We start from the raw sequence: 17,607 nt of genomic DNA, 5'->3' as shown, positions 1-17,607 counted from the left end.
TGATGAAGTAGTGAAGATCATAAAGGAGGATAAAGCTGATGGAATATGGTTATTATCAGTTGGGTTATCCTATGAAACTAGTGGAGTGTGGTCACTTCATTACTAAGCGGGGGTGGACCCATAAGGTGTCTACTCGAAAATCTGATACTGAGATTCTAATTGGTCTCTCTGGGGATATCCCGCTTGCAATTGGCAGCGAAAAATTTAACTTAACTGCTGGAAAAGTCTTGATTAATTTTCCGACTGAAACAATTTTTGGGAGTACCCCGGTAACGGTGTCTTCTGATTTCTTTTGGATCCATATTATCAATCAGGCACCGCTTAATATTGCAAAAGAAGGGCCAACCAAGCCTATTCCGGAGAACTTAGCAATTCTACCGAGATCTTTTCAAATGACTGAACCTGATCGCTGCTTGGTCCTGGCAACGCAATTACTAGACATTGCCCATCATCAAGGGCATGCCTCATCGGCGGATTATGCGGCCACTTTATTGGTGACTGAACTTGCTAATGATTATTTGAATCAGGTACAATCTGATACCACTGATGAAAGTAAAGTAATGCAAATCAAGGAGTGGAGCCGGCTAAATATCAATAAAGAACTAACGGTTCGAACCATCGCTGATCATTTTGAAATCAACCAAAATTATCTGGCTGCTATCTTTAAAAAAGTAACGGGTTCAACTGTTAAGAAGTATTTGAATAAACTTAAAATCGATCAAGCCAAGTACCTATTACTGACGACTACCTTATCGGTGCAAGAGATATCGGAGAAAAGCTATTTTAACGACTACAAATATTTCTTTCGAATTTTTAAAAAGAATACTAATTTAACACCGGCAAAATATCGTAATACGTTTACAAGCACATTCCTGAATAACCCAGATATTGATCCTGGCTATGACATCGGTAAAATTGTGTCGGTGCTGGAAAAGGGAATTGATGAAAAGAAGCTATTTTAAAAAATGAGATGTTGGCTATTATAAAAACAAACTGATGAGGGCGTAGGGATATCTGGATGAATGACGTGGATGCTTCACTTAAATACCCAAATAAAGTCAGGTAGCTCTTAGAAGAAGTCAAAATAAAGCACCAAACGTGATCTTTTGTGAGTGTCATTTTGGTAAATAAAGAACGATCATGAATATGAGGGATCATTATTAGACGGGGTTGGGGTGCTTCAAACCGAAGATGTTCAAGTGGCTCGAGAAAATGAAGATGAACTTTATCTAACTGATGAGATTACTTGGTCCCCAACCAATATGAAGTTAATTCCTTATTATGCATGGGCGAACCGAGCGGAGGGCCAAATGCAAGTTTGGCAAGCCATTAATCGGTAGTTAAAGTTCTCAATATGGGCTTAAGGTATATTAACCACAGAATTGCTCGGTGCTTCATTAATTGCCGGTGCGAAAATCGATTTGACCTCAGAATTTAACGAAAAAGACCAATTATTCCTGATTTTGGAATAGTTGGTCCTTTTCGTTAGCCGCTTGTCGCAGCTTTTATCTTAGGTGGTCAGGACGATTTAAGTGAATGATTACCGACTGGAAATTAATAGATGCGCCGGTCTTCGATCCCAACGAAAAAAGGCTTTAAATTAATTGGGTGCCATGGGAACTTTCCGTTGTTGTGTGAAGCTTCAAGCTGATGTATTTCTTTCGGTACTGGGATGGTGACATACCGTAGTGCTTTTTGAAGGCCATTGAGAAGTAGTACACGTTTTGATAACCAACTCTAGTGGCAATCTTACTAATTTGGTCCGAAGTTAATAGTAGGTACTTGGTGGCTTCTTCTAGCCGATATTTGGTTAATAACATATTAGGGGTAATTCCGAAAGTTTTCTTCATATAAATGGATACAGAATTAGGGTGGATATGAAATTGCTTTCCAAGTTCTTCGTAAGTGATCTTTTCATCATAATGATCTTCGATGTAACGTTGAATTTTGTTGGCAATCATAACGGTTGGCGATTCCTGAGGGGCCTGGACCTGAATCAATTGCAGTAAATCAATGAAAAGCTGTTGCGCTTTCCAGAATTCAATTGAGTTTTGAGTGGTGTCCGAGTGATTCTCGTTGGATTTGCGACTATTGGTAAAGATTTTTTCAATCATTGAAAAAATAGTTGCTTCATTAGGAATGGGCTGCTGTTTTTGGAGAAACAACGTTACCATTGAAGTGTAGTAGTGAATTGCGGGGACTGGAATTAACGACTGGACCTGCTTGGGTTCGTTGGATTGAACATAGTTACCAGCCGTTGCAAAATGGATCCAATAATATTCCGTTGTTTCATCGATTGGTTTCCATGAATAATGATGATGCTGAGGTTGTAAAATAAACATTTCACCAGCACGAACGGTATACTGATTGTCATCTTCGGCAATGTATAGGGCTCCACGTTGCATAAACATCATGACGAAGAATTGAAAATTTCTACGATTAGGGTGACGTTCACCTGGTTTGAAAATGACATGCCCACTCTGAATATAAGTTGGGGTTGGCAGACACGAAATTGACAAAAATTGTTTAGCCATATTAGACTCCTCCACTTGCTTAGCGAGTGATTAATTATTTGCTGTTAATATTAGTATAAAAAATCGTTTGGATATCATAAAAATAAGGCAAATTTATCTGTTTGTCAAATTGCTGATAAGTGATTTTATTGTAAAAATCACCATAAATGCCGGTATTACCGCCCGAAACCCTTGTGCAGCAATAAACAAGGCAAAATGGCCAAATATATATTTTTTTATAAAAAGGCGCTCTAATATTGGATTCTAACCACTGCGGTTATGTTGTATTCTATTAATCGTAAGCGGTTGCAATGATATGCAAATTCATAACGACGTTGTTGAAACCCATTTTTTATCAGAAAAGACGAATCAAAATGAAACCGGTGTCATATTATGATGTTAAATATTTACCAGGTTCGACTTTAAAAGAGAAGTTCGAGCGCAACGTTAATTGGATGTTGTCCCTCACACCTGATCAGTTACTGTATAACTATCGGGTAAATGCAGGACTAGATACTAAAGGCGCTACGCCACTAACGGTATGGGAATCACCAGACTGGTTCTTTAGAGGTCACTTTACTGGTCATTATCTTTCAGGGGCTTCTAGAAGTTATGTTGAACTCAACAATATGGAAGATACCAAAGAAGCGAATGAACTAAAAGATCGGGTCAACCAAATTATCGATGGCTTGAAAGAATGCCAAGAGAGATTCGATACATTTGAAGAATTCCCAGGTTACTTAGCTGCTGAACCTTCAAAGCGCTTCGATGATGTTGAAAAGCTTCGATTCAATGGTAACCATTATGTGCCATATTATGCTGTTCAAAAGTTAATGGATGGCTTGATGGACGCTTATGAATATGCTGGTAACCAAACTGCCTTGGAACTTGTCATGAACATGACTCATTACTTTGAGAAACGAATGGAACGGCTTACGCCAGAACAAATCAATGCAATGATTGATACTCGGTGGTACCAAGGCAAAGGCCACTACATTTATCACCAAGAATTTGGGGCCATGCATCGAACATTACTCCGCTTGTATGAAATGACTGGTAAGAAGCAAAAAGATATTTTCGATTTAGCTGAAAAATTTGATCGTAAGTGGTTCCGTGACATGTTAATCAATAATGATGATGAATTAGGCTACTACTCATGTCACGCAAACACCGAATTAGTTTGTGCCGAAGGAATGCTAGAATATTATCATGTGACTGGCGACGAGAATTATAAAAAAGGCGTTGTCAATTACATGAACTGGATGCACGATGGCCACGAATTACCAACTAAAGGCATTTCAGGTCGTTCAGCATATCCAGCACCTGCCGATTACGGTTCAGAACTATATGACTACCCAGAAATGTTCTTTAAGCACTTATCTAAGTTAAACGGCGAAAGTTGCTGCAGCCATGACTTGAACTTCTTGAGCTCAGAATTATTTGCTGATACTAAGGATGCTACTTTGCTTGATGATTATGAAATTCGGTTTGTGAATGCAATCATGGCTCAGCAGAATAATGACAGCGCTATCGCTGAATACCTGTATAACTTGAGTGTTGCCCCTAACTCAACCAAGGAATACAGTCACACTGGCTTCTGGTGCTGCACTGGTAGTGGTACTGAACGTCACTCAACCTTAGTCGACGGAATCTACTACACCGACAATCACGATATCTATGTTGGTCAATACTTCGATTCAATTCTTGATTTGAAGGACCAGGGTGTCACCCTTACTCAAGATTCTCATTTCCCAGAACAACACTTTGCTCACATCACTGTTGAAGCTGCAAAGTCACAAGAATTTACGATTTATCTGCGAATTCCAAAGTGGAGCAAGACAACGACAATTTCCGTTGATGGTGAAACTGTTGATGCAGAACCCAAGAATGGCTTTGTTGCTATTAAGCGTACTTGGGGCAAGAAAGCTGAAATTACCGTTAACTTTGATTTCGAACTGCGTTATCAAACCCTTGCTGATAGATTTAACCGAGTTGCAATCTACTACGGCCCAATCTTATTAGCAGCTCAAACAAAAGACTTACCAGCCTCAACCAAGCCTGCTAAGGAATACTTGAAGGATCTTGTTAAGGTTGAAGGTAAGAATCAATTCCGGCTTGCCGGCACCAACATCATCTTTAAGTCACTGCCAGCAATTCCTGGTAGCACCCCATATAACGTTTATGTAAAAGTTCCTGACGAAAAGGTTGCAACTGTGATTGATACTCAAAACGATAGCGACAAGCCAGTGAATGAAGAACGTGAATGGACATTGGCCGTTGACCCAGAAAAGAAGAACTATTTGAAGATTACTTATGATCGCTTAGATGGTGATATTTATAGTTTCCAAATTGAAGATGATCAAAAGGTTCTCTTTACTCAGACCATGAAGAGTGAAGAATGGCCAGAAGATTCATACTACATCTATCCACTACCATTAGATGCAACTAAAGGCAAAAACAAACTCAATATTAAGATCAAGCCACTCGATTACGAAGGTTTGAACTTTGATATTGCAAACATTAACAAGATTGAATCAATGGTTGCAACAAAATAATTAATCAAGACGCCAGGAGGGTTTTATAAATGAAGTCGGATTTTCTGACAGTAGCACAAAGTAAACGAGGAGCAATTACCAGCTTTAAGCTCAACGACGACAAATCAAATATGAACTGGGTGATTGACCCGGATTATCTCGAGTCCCTCGGATATGATGACTTAGATAAACTCTTTGGTGAATTCAATATTACTGTAAATGGTCAAAAGCATCGAAGCATTGACCAGATACCTGAAGTTACCGGTGATGATACCCATAGTACGGTGACTTTCCAAGTAGCCGGGTTAACGCTGAAACAGAATTTCGAACTTGAAAAGGACGCATTTAAATGGGACTTTTCAATTCAAAATGGGACTCAAGAAGATGCCACTATTGAAAACTTAGGCCTTTGGATTAGCTTAGCTTACGTCATGTTTAGAGATAAAAATGTTAAGCGTAATGCGAACCAATCAGTTGCCGTTTTCCCACAGATTTCTAAGAATTACACCAAATTGGCTGCTGTCCGTCGTGACAATACCAACCCGAATCTGGGAGTCTACCAAACCAAGGGAAAAGTGCTCTCAGTGGGAACCTTCAACGATTACACCAATCGGTTCTTTGAAAATGTTTCGCCTTCATTAGATGGTATGTTGTTCCACGAAATTGTCCTGGCAGGTGGGTATGACGATGATCGTCGGCCACACCACGACTGGATTTATCCGCAAGATAGTCTAATTCTTAAAGCTGGTGAGACGAAGGATTGGGAGTTCTACCTCAAGCCATTTACCAGCCACCAGAACTTCTATGACATTGCAACTAGGGACTTTGGTCATCCTCGGTTCTCGTTTGAACCAATGATTTCTCAAGGCTCCGATCAGATCTTTACTGTCAAGTTGGCAAAGGATCAGAAGCTTCAAAAGATTTCAGTTCGTTACAAATCCGGCCATCAAACAATTGACCAGGATATGACCAGCGATTTGAAAGACGGTCGCTTGGTCTATCAACCTGAAGGCTTGGGAGAACATCAAGTGATCCTATCATTCGATGATGGTACGGTTGATATGGGTGTCTTCAACGTGATGAGTTCAATCAATGAGCTGTTGCGCAATCGAGCAAATTACGTTTCTGAACACTCATATGCAGGCAAAGACGGCAAGGTTCCATACAGCTTCGGCCCTGTTTCTAATCAAGGCGAGTCGCTTGGTAAGATGACCTTCATCCTTCAGGAATGCCTCTTGGATGACAAAGTAAAGGACGCCGACAAACAAATTGCTCAGGTTGAAGAAAGTGCTGTAAAGTACGTCCGCGAAAAGTGGTTCGTCAATGGTGACTTCCGAAAGCCAGCTAAGCTCTACGGTGACTTTTACCGCTTGATGGATCTTGAGTACATTGCCCATATGTTCTACCTGTTGTCGAAATGTCCAGCAGCTTCATTAAAATTGAACAAGCCAAATGATTACTTATCATGGGCTGCTCAAGTGTTCGATGTTCGGGTCAACCCGGACTTGAATGAAGATGAGCGGGCTAAGACTGAGGCACAGATGCTTGGAACCTATGGTTTATATATTGAAGATTTACTAGCAGATTTAAAGAAAAATGGTTTGGATAAAGAATACTCAGAAATTTCGAAGTCATGGAAAGCCGTCACAGACCGGCTGGCTAAAACCAGCAGTACCTTAGATGCTGCAATGACTGAACATTTCTTTGACAATGCTGGCTTTGGTCCAGCTGCCAGCGCATTAGCCCTTACCGGCAACGTTGGCGCAGCTAAGACCTATGGCGAGTTGCTAAAAGCCAATATTGGTTTTAGTAACGACTTCCGGTCACAGAGTCCAGATCGTTGGTGGGAAGCATTATCTTACATGATTCACGCACTATGGGGTGGCTTAACCGCCGCATCTGCTCAAATTACAGGTGAAGAGCTTGCCGATCCTGAACTCGTTGAAGCAGCTTATCGGGCAACCGGTGCGATCCTCTATATGTATGATTCAAATGCAACAGCAACTGATCGAATGCTTGAACCAGGTGAGGCCGCTTCGACTTATAGCATCGCGGGTCCCAATTTGAACAGACCTGATCTTTCACGGAATCGATTCGGACAATCAATCTTTGCTTCAGACGGTGGCATTTTTGCCAGATTGTTCCCCGATGGTTACACGGGAGAGGATGACTGGGACATGGGTGAAGAACTCGTTGCCTTCTTAAATGGTTTTGGTCAAAAGACTTACATTTATCAAGACAAGAATAAAGGACTGACAGCAATCAATGGTCGAATCAAACCGCTAGACGATAATCGCTATGAGGTCCAAAGCTTTGCACCATATATCAGTGAATACATTAATTTGGACAAGAAAGATGTATTCAAGAGTAATCAAGACAATGTCATATTCAACGCCGCTACAGGAACGTTCGAATAGGCTGATGATTCACTTGGGGAGGTGATGACAAGATCCACCTTGTTCTGCAATTATAAACTTATATGATAGGAGATATTCATCATGGACAATACTGCCAAAGCATCAAATGCCGGCAAAGACAAAGCGAATGTCAAACTATCAGTTTGGGAAAAAACAGCTTATTCCTTTACTGATATGGCCGGTAATTTACTATATGTTACAATTTCTAGTTACATTCTTTACTTCTACACCGATGTGTTCGGAATTACTGCTGCAGGTGCCGGAATGATTTTGCTGGTTGCACGTTTCTTCGATGCAATTAGTGCACCAGTTTGGGGCTCAATCGTTGACCACACCCATACTAAATGGGGTCAAAGTCGACCTTACTTCTTATGGTTAGCCATTCCATTTGCCGTTGCAACATTCTTAGCCTTCACTGCGCCAGGATTGCACGGATCTGCTAAGTTATGGTATGCCGGGTTTACTTACATCCTAGCTGCCGGAGTTGTTTATACTGGTATTCAAACACCAATTACTGCTATTCTTCCTAGTTTGACCACGAATGGTCAGGAACGGATGAATGCCAACTCATTCCGAATGGTTGGTGGTGCCCTTGGTTCATTTATCACAAGTACCTTCGCTTTGCCTTTAGTTGCTTTCATGGGTAAAGGTGACGATAAAGTTGGTTTCATGTGGACAATGTTCTTCTTCGGTATCTTAGCCGTTATCTTGCTCTTCTTAGCATTTAAGGGTATGAAGGAACGAACAATTGCCGTTCAAAAGCCAATTCCTTTCAAAGATTCTTGGAAAGCTACTGTTGGTAACGCACCTTGGTACATTTTGGTTGTTTCATTTGTTATTTACTGGGTTGCTCAATCAACTCGTAACGGAATCTCAGTTTACTACGCTAAATACAACTTGGGTAACGAACAATTAACTTCTGTATTTAACGGTCTCCAAGTCCTTGGTATCATCGCTACTATTTCAATTCCATTTATTGTTAAAGTAACCAACAAGACGATGACCATGATTATCGGTTTGGCAATTGGTGCCTTTGGTCAATTAATGATGGGATTTGTTGGTAACAACTTCACTCTTGTTATCGTTGCTTGGATTATCGGTATCTTCGGTGCTTCAATCGCCGTTGCCATGCCATTTGGTATGTTAGCTGATACTGTTGACTTTGGTGAATGGAAGACAGGTATTCGAGCTCCTGGATTCTTGACTGCCGTTGGTTCTGCCTTCTGTATTCAATTAGGTTCAGGCTTCGGTGCCTTCATTCCTTCAAAGATCATGGCTGCTGCTGGCTTCGTTGCTAACAAGACTCAATCTGCTCATGCTTTGAGTGCCATTCACTTCACATTTATTTACTTCCCAGTTATCGTCTATGCGATTGTTGCTGCCATTATGTGCTTGTACTTCAAGTACGAAAAGATGGAGCCACAAATCAAAGCAGACTTGGCTGCTCGTCATGCTAAGGAAGCAAAAGAATAATTTCGAATTAATTAAGTAAGATTATGTGGGCATCCTTCCTATTGGATGTTTCAAGCGAAACCCCATTCGTCATAATCGATACTCAAAAGATTCAAGAGGATTTGTTTGATGCACACTTTCTCTCGTTCAAGAAAGTGACAAAAGGTTGTTATATAGGAAATAAAATGGTTGGAACCATCTCGCAGGGATGCTGGACGGTTCCAACTATTTTTTATACAAAAATTTAATCCCTGGTAGTTGCCTGCTTTTTTACGATTCTTTAGGCGTTCCCGGATCCTTATCATGATCCAATTTCTGGGTGATTTCTTCTGGGATGGGTAAAACGGGGTCAATGACTTGATTATTGTGGTAGATCTTGCGGTACTCACTTCGAAATGAGCTCGGGGTCACCCCGGTCACTTGTTTGAATTGCTTCATAAAAAGCTTGTCGTTCGAGAAATAGGCGTACCCACTAATTTCTTTGATGGATAAATTCGTTCTAATAAGCAGTGCTTGGGCAGTCTGAATTTTTAGTTGGATCATGTAATGTTTTGGGGACATACCGACAAACTTTTTGAACAGCCTGGAAACGTATTGGCGATTCAGTTGGGTTTCGTTTGCGATATCAGTGAGGGTTGGTGATCGATAAATGTTCGCTCTAATCCATTCTTTGAGCTGATTGACAACTGTCCGATTTTTTCGTCACTTTCAGTTTTGTTAGCCAAATTACCAATAACGGTTAGGATAAGCGTCATTAACAGATTCTGTTGCTGAGTGCTGTATGTGCCTGAAACGTCGACTGCCAGCAACTGATGGGTGAGGATCAGTAACTCGTCTAAACTTTGGAGGTGGTAGCTGTTATCGATGATGAGATTTTGAATCTCATGTGGGTTGTCGAGACTCTGTGATTGATCTTGGCTAGCAGCTGGCTTCGTTGGCAGCAGAAAATGAAGCCAGTAGAATTCAATTGATCGATCGCTTGGTTCGGTTCCTTTCATTGACGTGTAGGGCGGCACAATGTGAATATCATTCGCATTTAAGGTGACAGTTTCATCTCCGACTAGCAGGTTGATTGGCCCTTTCACGCAAATGATTAATTCATAATCACCATGGTGATAACGAAGTTTATGTTTCCAGCCAGCATCGGCCGAAAAATTGCCACCAATCATAAATGTCACAATTTCATTTTTGGGAAACATAACGCTATCCAACGTGAACACCTCCATCTTTTGACTGTCTAAACTCAGTGATTTAATTGGTATCGTATTTATCCACCTAAAATCGATTTTGGCTTCCCAATTAATCAACAGGTAAATTCAGTAATTTTTACGTCGTTGTACCACGGGGAATTAAAAATCTCCTAGTGAATAATTCTGTCAAATCAAGCTTACCACATTGGAAATGAGAGCGGTAACGGAAAAGCCACTTTTTGACACTAGATGTATTTTTTTATAAGTGTTAATCCGTACTTGGAACCGCTATCATTATAAGTGTAATCAAGCCTGATTAATTGAGATTAACACATTGATCAATCATGCCAAATTGATTGGTCGTTTGAAAGGATGGATTTAACGATGAAACAATTAACTAAAATTCAATTAAATGGTGTTCAAATTACTTCGGATTTTTGGAACCGCTATCGTAATTTAATTGCCAAGGACTCCGTTCCGTTTCAATGGGATATGATTAATGACAAAGGCAAAATGGATGTGATGAATGCTGACGCGGCTGGTGGAGCAGCTGATCACAGTGGCGCCATTGAGAACTTAAAGATTGCCGCAGGACGGGCAAAAGGCCATCACTTTGGGTACCCATTCCAAGATACCGATGTATACAAGTGGTTGGAAACGGTTGCCTATGTTTTAAAATACAATCCAGATCAAAAGATGAAAGAGGAAGCTGATTGGACAGTTGATTTGATTGCCGATGCCCAAGATCCTGATGGTTACTTGTCAACTTACTTCCAAATCGATGCGCCTAAACGGAAATTCAAGCGGCTGCAACAATCCCATGAGCTTTATTCAATGGGACACTATATTGAAGCTGGGGTTGCTTATTATGAATCAACGGGCAATCAAAAAGCACTAGATATTGCTGAAAAAATGGCCAGCTGCATCAATAATCATTTTGGCCCTGAAGATGGCAAAATTCATGGATACGATGGTCATCCTGAAATTGAATTGGCCTTAGCCAAACTTTATGAAACAACCCAAAATAAAACATACTTGAAATTGGCGGAATATTTTGTTACCCAACGGGGCCAGGATTTGAATTTCTTCAACGCCCAAAATGAGGCTGATGGAATTGATAACGACTTCTTCCCAGAGCTTCGGACAATTGGCGATCGTTATTACTTTGCAGACAAGCCAATTACTGAACAGACGGATGCTCATGGACATGCCGTGAGAGTGCTCTACTTCTGTACCGGATTAGCTCATGTGGCCAGAGTTAGCCATAACAAGCCGTTATTAGACGCTGCCAATCGACTCTGGAACGATATCGTTAAGAAGCAGATGTATATAACAGGCAATGTGGGTCAAACCGCGACTGGCGAAGCATTTACTTACGATTATGACCTTCCAAATGATACTGATTATGGTGAAACATGTGCTTCGGTTTCAATGACGTTCTTTACCAAACAGATGTTAGTTAATGATTTTGAAGGCAAATTTGGTGATGTCATTGAAAAGGAAATTTTCAATGGTGCCTTGAGTGGCATTGCGCTTGATGGCAAGCATTATTTCTATGCCAACCCATTGGAAGCTGATCCATTAGCCAGCAAGTTAAATCCTGGTAAAAAGCATATTGCATTGCGGCGATCTTCATGGTTCGCATGTGCTTGCTGCCCGGCTAATATCACCCGGTTGATTGCATCACTCGATCAGTATTTGTACGAAGTGAAAGATGATGTCATCTTATCTCATCAGTTTATCGCTAACGACGCCAAATTTAATAATGGCCTTGAAATTAAGCAAACTGGGAATTTCCCTTGGGATGGCAACATTCACTACAGTATTTCAAATCCAAACAAAAATAGTTTTAAGTTTGGGATCCGAATCCCTGCTTGGAGCTTGGACAAATATTCGGTTAAAATGAACGGTAAGCCAGTGGAGTCAAGCTTACAAAAGGGTATCCTGTACTTGAATATTGATGATGAAACGGCTGAAATTTCTGTTAAGTTGAACATGGAAGCTCGCATAGTCCGCGCAAGTACCCGGGTAAGTTCTGATACGATGAAAGTTGCAGTTCAACGAGGCGCAATTGTTTACGCGGCAGAAGGGTGTGGATAACGAAGAGCCACTCTGGTTATATGTTCTTGATCAGAAGCCAACTTTCAAGTATGACTATCGGGCCAACTTATTGAGCGGGGTTGGTGTCTTAACGACCGACGATGTTTATCGATTAGAACTTGATTCTGAAGATGATGCGCTGTATAGCTTTGATCAACCTAAGGGCGCTAATAAGAGTCATCTCACATTGATTCCATATTATGCTTGGGCTAACCGTGATGAAAAACAAATGACTGTTTGGTTTAAGCAAAATGGATTTTAATAAAAAGCCAATGTAAGAACACAGATTGGTGAATTGGTGGAAGCTTTCTGAAATCTTGATTGAGGTTTTTGGAAGGCTTCTTTTTGGGTTGAAACGGCTAGGCTTCTCAAGAATGGGTGATTCATAATCCTAAAGATACTAACCAGTACATTTCTGCCTCATGGTCGGGATACATTCTGTTGGCCTGGGGAACCTTGTCAACTGGAAAGTAATTTGACTTAAAACCAAGTTCAGGTAGTAATCTATTTGTAGAGGAAAATCTTAGGGGGGGAAAAATACAGATGGAATCTTTGCAGAATAAAGTTGCAGTGGTCACCGGTGCCAGTTCTGGTTTTGGTCGGGGGGGGACAGCAATCGCCTTGGCGGAAGCTGGCGTAAATCTTGTTTTGGCTGCCAGAAGAGAGGCAAAATTGGCCAAAGTTGTTGCCCGATGTCAAAAGCTGGGGGGTCAAGGCGGTTTATTATTCAGGAGATGCTCAAAAAGAACAAACGGCAAAGATGGTCATTGAAAATGCAATTAAAGAATTTGGAAGAATTGATATTCTTGTGAATAATGCCGGGATTGGGCGCACCCTTTCAATTCAAGAGACTACGATGGCAGATTTTGATTTGGTTATGAATACCAACGTGAGAAGTGCCTATGCATTTACAAAATATGTCGTGCCCGACATGGTGAAACAGCATGATGGCCAAATTATTTTGACCTCCTCAGTTACTGGAATTGTTGGTCATCCTGATGAGACGGTCTACACTTGTAGTAAGTTTGCGCTTCGTGGTTTGGGGCAGGCGCTTGATAAGGAGTTACTTGATAAAGGTATCCGAACCGACGTCTTCTGTCCCCATGCCGGGGCCACTGAATTTGAGTTGGGATATGGCAGAACTGCGGCTGGCGGAGTCGGGTTTGAAGATGTGGGGGCAGTTTCATTAAATGGTTATCGTTGTGCCAATTCGGATTCGGTGAACAGATAGCAATTGATTTCTAAGAGCCCCTCATTCTTCAATTGGGGGTAGTTTTCGAGTGATCTTTGCAGGACGCCGCCAATTAACGAATTATCAGGGACGTCCTTGGTGACGACTGCACCAGCGGCAATGACAACGTTGCTGCCAATGGTGACCTCTGGCATAATCGAGACCTTACCACCGATCCAGACGTCGTTGCCGATTGTAACCGGGAGCCTTGAGCCATGTAGTGACGGCGAGCTTTGGCATCCAAGGGATGATTAACCGTGTAAATGTCAACATTGGGGCCAATCATGACGTTGTGCCCCATTTTGACAGGGGCAATATCTAGGATGGCCAAATTATAGTTGCTTAAGAAATCTTCGCCAACTGATATATTTTTCCCGTTATCGCAATTGAACGTTGCTTGAACTGACACCCGGTTGCCAGTCTTCCCGAAGATTTGTTTAATCTTTTCGGTTTACTTTTCTGGTTGCGTGGCAGGAATCTCATTGAACTCCTGACAAAGTTTGGCCGCATTGGCTTTTCGAGCAGCTACCTCATCATCAAGAAAGTAATAAGGTTCACCCGCGTCTAATTTTTCTAGTTCTGACAAGTTATCTCCTTCTTTGTTTTAGATTACAATTATTAGTCTACAACTTAAACCACTGTTTAAGTCAGGATCCACTGATTGAGTGGAAATGAGATACTGCAGCTACAAATAAGTGATAAGAGAAGTTACCCAAAATAGTGCTCATAATCAGTAAAATTAAGAGATCTTGATGTTAATTTGCAAATTTTTGAACAAAATTTCATAAAATGTGAATACTTCTAATCAAAATTCTGGTAACATATAACACAATGATGTAAGTTTAGAATTTCAGAAAGTGGGAATGTTTTGTGAGTAATGTGAAATCGTATATTGAATCGGTAAAAGATGAGATCCAACGACGTGACCCAGACCAAACAGAATTTCAAGAAGCGGCTTTTACCGTGCTTGATAGTTTGGAACCAATGCTGGCAGACCATCCTGAATATGTGGAAGCTAATTTGTTATCGCTGTTAGTTGAGCCTGAAAGAGTGATCCAATTTCGGGTTCCATGGCAGTCTGACGATGGGAAGTTCCACGTTAACCGGGGCTTTCGGGTTCAGTTTAATTCCGCAATCGGCCCATACAAAGGTGGCTTAAGATTGCATCCAAGTGTTAACTTGAGTGTTGTTAAGTTCTTGGGCTTTGAGCAAATTCTCAAGAACAGCCTAACTGGTTTGCCGATTGGCGGGGCTAAAGGTGGCAGTGATTTTAACCCCAAAGGAAAGTCTGATTCAGAAGTGATGCGTTTTTGCCAAAGCTTTATGACGGAGCTGCAACGCCATATTGGCCCCGACCTAGACGTTCCCGCTGGTGACATTGGTGTCGGCGCCAGAGAAATTGGTTATCTGTTCGGTGCTTATAAACGATTAAACGGTTACCAAAACGGCGTTCTGACTGGCAAAGGGTTAACCTTTGGTGGCAGCTTGGCCAGAACTGAAGCAACCGGCTTTGGCCTGCTGTATTACACCAACGCGTTAGTTAAAGCACAAGGTGATACACTGACCGGTAAGCGAATTAAAATTTCCGGTTCTGGAAATGTTGCCACGTATGCGGTTCAAAAGGCAACTGAGCTCGGTGCCAAAGTGGTGACCGTTTCTGATTCCAATGGCTACATTTATGATCCAAAGGGAATTGATTACCAAGTTGTTAAACAGATCAAGGAAGTGGAACGGGGCCGGATTCGGGAATATGCTGACCGCGTTGCCAGTGCGGAATATCATGGTGGCTCCGTTTGGGACTTTGATGTTGATTATGATATTGCCTTACCTTGTGCGACTCAAAATGAAATTAACAAGGATCAGGCTAAGCTGATTGCCAAAGATGGTGCTAAGTATATCTGTGAAGGGGCTAACATGCCAAGTTATCCTGATGCCATTGCGGTATATCGGGACAGTAATATTCTTTATGGCCCTGCAAAAGCGGCTAATGCTGGCGGCGTGGCAGTTTCCGCGCTTGAGATGAGTCAAAATAGCGAACGACTGGCTTGGAGCTTTGAGACGGTTGATAATCGCCTTCAAGACATCATGGAAGATATCTTCGAAAAATCACAAGCTGCCGATAAAAAATATCATTTGGATCAAGATTATCAAGCCGGGGCGAATATTGCCGGCTTTGAAAAAGTTTCCACTGCTATGCTTGCGCAGGGATTGGTATAAGCGGGTCACCCACAGCTGGATCATTGATTAAAGGATTATAACTAATAATGGCTGCCAGACGGTCAGCTGGTTTCGTTGACGTTCTCAGAGGATGTTAAAGATCAGGCTGATGGCTTGGCAGCTTTTTTTACCTAAATCCTGGAATCAAATCGCCTTTCATCACAATCTCGTAATCTTTAATTTGCTGATAAAAACAGGTTATAGCCCTTTAGTAATCTGGGCGACTATGGTACATTTGATACCAAAGGACACAAGGAGGAAAAGATCATGGGACTAATCATAACCGGCGTCATCGTTGTGCTGCTGATCATCTGGATCATTGCCTTATATAACGGCTTAGTTAGCCAACGAAACTTAGTGGATGAGGCTGCCAGCCAAATCGACGTTCAACTGCAACGGCGAGGGGACCTGCTGCCGAACTTGCTGGAAACGGTTAAGGGATATGCCAAACACGAGCAGGAAACCTTTGCCAAAGTAACTGAAATGCGGACACAAATTACGGATCCCAATGCCAGTCTAGGTGACAAAGTTAAGGCCGATAATGAACTGACTGGTGCTTTGAATCACTTATTTGCAGTTTCCGAAAACTATCCTGAATTAAGGGCAAACCAAAATTTCATTGCACTTCAAGAAGAACTTTCCAATACTGAAAACAAAATTGCCTTTTCCCGCCAGAATTTCAACAGTAACGTGATGGTTTATAATAACAAGATTCAAACCTTCCCAAGTAATTTAGTTGCTAAATTCGGAAACTTTGCGGTTCGCGGTTATCTTGAAGTACCTGAGAAGACCAAAGAAGTTCCTCAAATGAAATTTTAGTAAAAAAGGAGAACTAGCCTGATGGATACCATAAATCAGCAAGTTCAACAGAATAGAAGACGGACGTGGCTGGTGATGGCCGGCTTTATGCTGCTGATCTCCCTGATTGGTTTTGCAATTGGCTGCATATTTGCTTACCAACAAGACCCGTTCGACATTATGATCGCGGTATATACTATGATTGGATTTTTAATTGGAGCCGTCATCTACTCCTTTTTTGTGTATTTAAACGTTACCAATATCTTGATGAAATCCAGCAAGGCGACTAAATTGCAAGAATCAGACGACCCCCAATTGTTCAATATTGTGAGTGACTTAGTCGTTGTGGCGAATATTCCGATGCCGGATTTGTACCTGATGGCAGATCCCTCACCGAACGCGTTTGCGACCGGCCGTGATCCAAAGCACGCTGCTATTGCGGTTACTAAGGGGTTACGCGAGATGATGAATCGTGAGGAACTTGAAGGGGTCCTTGCTCATGAAATTTCGCATATTAAGAATTATGATATTCGGGTCTCATCAATCACCGTTGCACTAACCACATTCATTGCCGGGGCTGGAGCAGTCCTAATCGTTGCCGGTATCAGTCTGATGCGCGGCGGCCGTTGGGTTGGCTGGTTTGGTGGCGGTGATGACCGTAAGGATTCTAATAACTCTTGGTATCTGTTTTTGGCCATCATGACATTTGGCTTTATTATTTGGCTGGGCGGATGGATTATCCGAATTATTGGGGTGCCGATTGCCCAAATCATGCAGTTTGCCGTTTCCCGCCAACGAGAATCTTTAGCTGATGTTTCTGGGGTCAACTTGACCCGCGACCCGCAAGGATTAATCGATGCATTGACTCTCCTCAAGACTGATACAACCCCAACGTCAAACCCAACTTCTAAAGGGGCTGCTCTTTATATTAATGAACCAGTGACCCGTCAAGGGAAGGCCCCATTCTTAGTCAAGATGTTTGATACCCACCCACCACTCGATGAACGAATTGCCAGACTGAAGCGTTTATTAGGTGAGAAATAATCGTTGGTAATTTGCCCTTGACACAGGCCAGAATCGGTCGTAGTATTCATTACAATAAATCTCATTTAAATCTAATATTTATTTGCGACGAAGAGAAGAGTAGAAAGACCA

At 41.7% G+C, this 17,607-nt stretch carries 13 protein-coding genes and 3 pseudogenes; 11 read left to right on the top strand and 5 right to left on the bottom strand.

Features of this window, described 5'->3' with window-relative positions; genetic code table 11:
- Nucleotides 1-38: 38 nt before the first annotated feature.
- Together QUF07_RS02105 and QUF07_RS02100 are read left to right on the top strand one after the other, a co-directional pair.
- The gene (locus QUF07_RS02105; protein ID WP_217162663.1) at nt 39-962 is read left to right on the top strand and encodes a helix-turn-helix domain-containing protein; all 924 of its coding nucleotides are present in this window, start codon (nt 39-41) and stop codon (nt 960-962) included.
- 213 nt (nt 963-1,175) lie between these two features.
- Nucleotides 1,176-1,340 carry a hypothetical protein gene (locus QUF07_RS02100; RefSeq protein WP_289426683.1) on the top strand — a complete coding sequence of 55 codons (165 nt, stop codon included), beginning with the start codon at nt 1,176-1,178 and terminating at the stop codon, nt 1,338-1,340.
- Nucleotides 1,341-1,595: 255 nt separating this feature from the next.
- Here the strand turns inward: QUF07_RS02100 and QUF07_RS02095 are convergent, their stop codons facing one another.
- Nucleotides 1,596-2,534: a helix-turn-helix transcriptional regulator gene (locus tag QUF07_RS02095; protein WP_217162659.1), complete on the bottom strand. Its 939-nt coding sequence runs from the start codon at nt 2,532-2,534 to the stop codon at nt 1,596-1,598.
- A 353-nt stretch (nt 2,535-2,887) separates the two neighbouring features.
- Here QUF07_RS02095 and QUF07_RS02090 point away from each other — a divergent pair, with 353 nt between their 5' ends.
- The 3 genes from QUF07_RS02090 to QUF07_RS02080 all read left to right on the top strand — a co-directional run bounded on the left by QUF07_RS02090 (nt 2,888) and on the right by QUF07_RS02080 (nt 8,937).
- Entirely contained in the window at nt 2,888-5,068 is a 2,181-nt protein-coding gene (locus tag QUF07_RS02090) for a beta-L-arabinofuranosidase domain-containing protein (protein ID WP_289426682.1), read from the top strand.
- Between the two features lie 29 nt (nt 5,069-5,097).
- Complete coding sequence (locus tag QUF07_RS02085; protein ID WP_217162655.1) at nt 5,098-7,464, top strand: hypothetical protein; 2,367 nt, start codon at nt 5,098-5,100, stop codon at nt 7,462-7,464.
- 81 nt (nt 7,465-7,545) lie between these two features.
- The gene (locus QUF07_RS02080; protein WP_289426681.1) at nt 7,546-8,937 is read left to right on the top strand and encodes a glycoside-pentoside-hexuronide (GPH):cation symporter; all 1,392 of its coding nucleotides are present in this window, start codon (nt 7,546-7,548) and stop codon (nt 8,935-8,937) included.
- 249 nt (nt 8,938-9,186) lie between these two features.
- Here the strand turns inward: QUF07_RS02080 and QUF07_RS02075 are convergent, their stop codons facing one another.
- Nucleotides 9,187-9,522, bottom strand: coding sequence for a helix-turn-helix domain-containing protein (locus QUF07_RS02075; protein ID WP_289426690.1), 336 nt, complete (start codon nt 9,520-9,522; stop codon nt 9,187-9,189).
- Entirely contained in the window at nt 9,519-10,127 is a 609-nt protein-coding gene (locus QUF07_RS02070; protein ID WP_289426680.1) for a cupin domain-containing protein, read from the bottom strand. The genes QUF07_RS02075 and QUF07_RS02070 overlap by 4 nt, the downstream gene beginning before the upstream one ends.
- Before the next feature lie 363 nt (nt 10,128-10,490).
- Here QUF07_RS02070 and QUF07_RS02065 point away from each other — a divergent pair.
- From QUF07_RS02065 to QUF07_RS02055, 3 genes and pseudogenes are all read left to right on the top strand, one after another.
- Nucleotides 10,491-12,468: pseudogene (locus QUF07_RS02065) on the top strand (glycoside hydrolase family 127 protein).
- A gap of 281 nt (nt 12,469-12,749) precedes the next feature.
- A pseudogene (locus QUF07_RS02060) lies at nt 12,750-12,857 on the top strand (SDR family oxidoreductase); the annotation flags it as partial.
- Nucleotide 12,858: 1 nt separating this feature from the next.
- Nucleotides 12,859-13,437 (top strand): SDR family oxidoreductase, encoded by a 579-nt coding sequence (locus tag QUF07_RS02055; RefSeq protein WP_289426689.1) that lies wholly within the window; start codon nt 12,859-12,861, stop codon nt 13,435-13,437.
- A 65-nt stretch (nt 13,438-13,502) separates the two neighbouring features.
- Here QUF07_RS02055 and QUF07_RS14175 read toward each other — a convergent pair.
- Both QUF07_RS14175 and QUF07_RS14170 read right to left on the bottom strand, forming a co-directional pair.
- Nucleotides 13,503-13,637 (bottom strand): annotated as a pseudogene (locus QUF07_RS14175) (DapH/DapD/GlmU-related protein); the annotation flags it as partial.
- 251 nt (nt 13,638-13,888) lie between these two features.
- The gene (locus QUF07_RS14170; RefSeq protein WP_430673522.1) at nt 13,889-14,023 is read right to left on the bottom strand and encodes a maltose acetyltransferase domain-containing protein; all 135 of its coding nucleotides are present in this window, start codon (nt 14,021-14,023) and stop codon (nt 13,889-13,891) included.
- 284 nt (nt 14,024-14,307) lie between these two features.
- Here QUF07_RS14170 and gdhA point away from each other — a divergent pair, with 284 nt between their 5' ends.
- From gdhA to QUF07_RS02035, 3 genes are all read left to right on the top strand, one after another.
- Entirely contained in the window at nt 14,308-15,654 is a 1,347-nt protein-coding gene (gdhA, locus tag QUF07_RS02045) for an NADP-specific glutamate dehydrogenase (protein ID WP_289426679.1), read from the top strand.
- A 267-nt stretch (nt 15,655-15,921) separates the two neighbouring features.
- On the top strand, nt 15,922-16,473 hold the full coding sequence (locus tag QUF07_RS02040) for a LemA family protein (RefSeq protein WP_289426678.1): 552 nt from the start codon (nt 15,922-15,924) through the stop codon (nt 16,471-16,473).
- A 21-nt stretch (nt 16,474-16,494) separates the two neighbouring features.
- Complete coding sequence (locus QUF07_RS02035) at nt 16,495-17,496, top strand: M48 family metalloprotease (RefSeq protein WP_217162645.1); 1,002 nt, start codon at nt 16,495-16,497, stop codon at nt 17,494-17,496.
- The last annotated feature ends 111 nt before the right edge of the window (nt 17,497-17,607 follow it).

The organism is Lentilactobacillus sp. TOM.63, from assembly GCF_030361045.1.
In the GTDB taxonomy this organism is placed as follows: Bacteria; Bacillota; Bacilli; order Lactobacillales; family Lactobacillaceae; genus Lentilactobacillus; species Lentilactobacillus dabitei.
Note: the sequence above shows the minus strand (reverse complement) of the source record. Positions and strands in the feature narration are given on the sequence as shown.

Bases quoted from the DNA above. Each gene is read 5' to 3' on its own strand.
- QUF07_RS02105 (WP_217162663.1), top strand. From the start codon at position 39: ATGGAATATGGTTATTATCAGTTGGGTTATCCTATGAAACTAGTGGAG.
- QUF07_RS02095 (WP_217162659.1), bottom strand. From the start codon at position 2,534: ATGGCTAAACAATTTTTGTCAATTTCGTGTCTGCCAACCCCAACTTAT.
- QUF07_RS02090 (WP_289426682.1), top strand. From the start codon at position 2,888: ATGAAACCGGTGTCATATTATGATGTTAAATATTTACCAGGTTCGACT.
- QUF07_RS02085 (WP_217162655.1), top strand. From the start codon at position 5,098: ATGAAGTCGGATTTTCTGACAGTAGCACAAAGTAAACGAGGAGCAATT.
- QUF07_RS02080 (WP_289426681.1), top strand. From the start codon at position 7,546: ATGGACAATACTGCCAAAGCATCAAATGCCGGCAAAGACAAAGCGAAT.
- QUF07_RS02040 (WP_289426678.1), top strand. From the start codon at position 15,922: ATGGGACTAATCATAACCGGCGTCATCGTTGTGCTGCTGATCATCTGG.
- QUF07_RS02035 (WP_217162645.1), top strand. From the start codon at position 16,495: ATGGATACCATAAATCAGCAAGTTCAACAGAATAGAAGACGGACGTGG.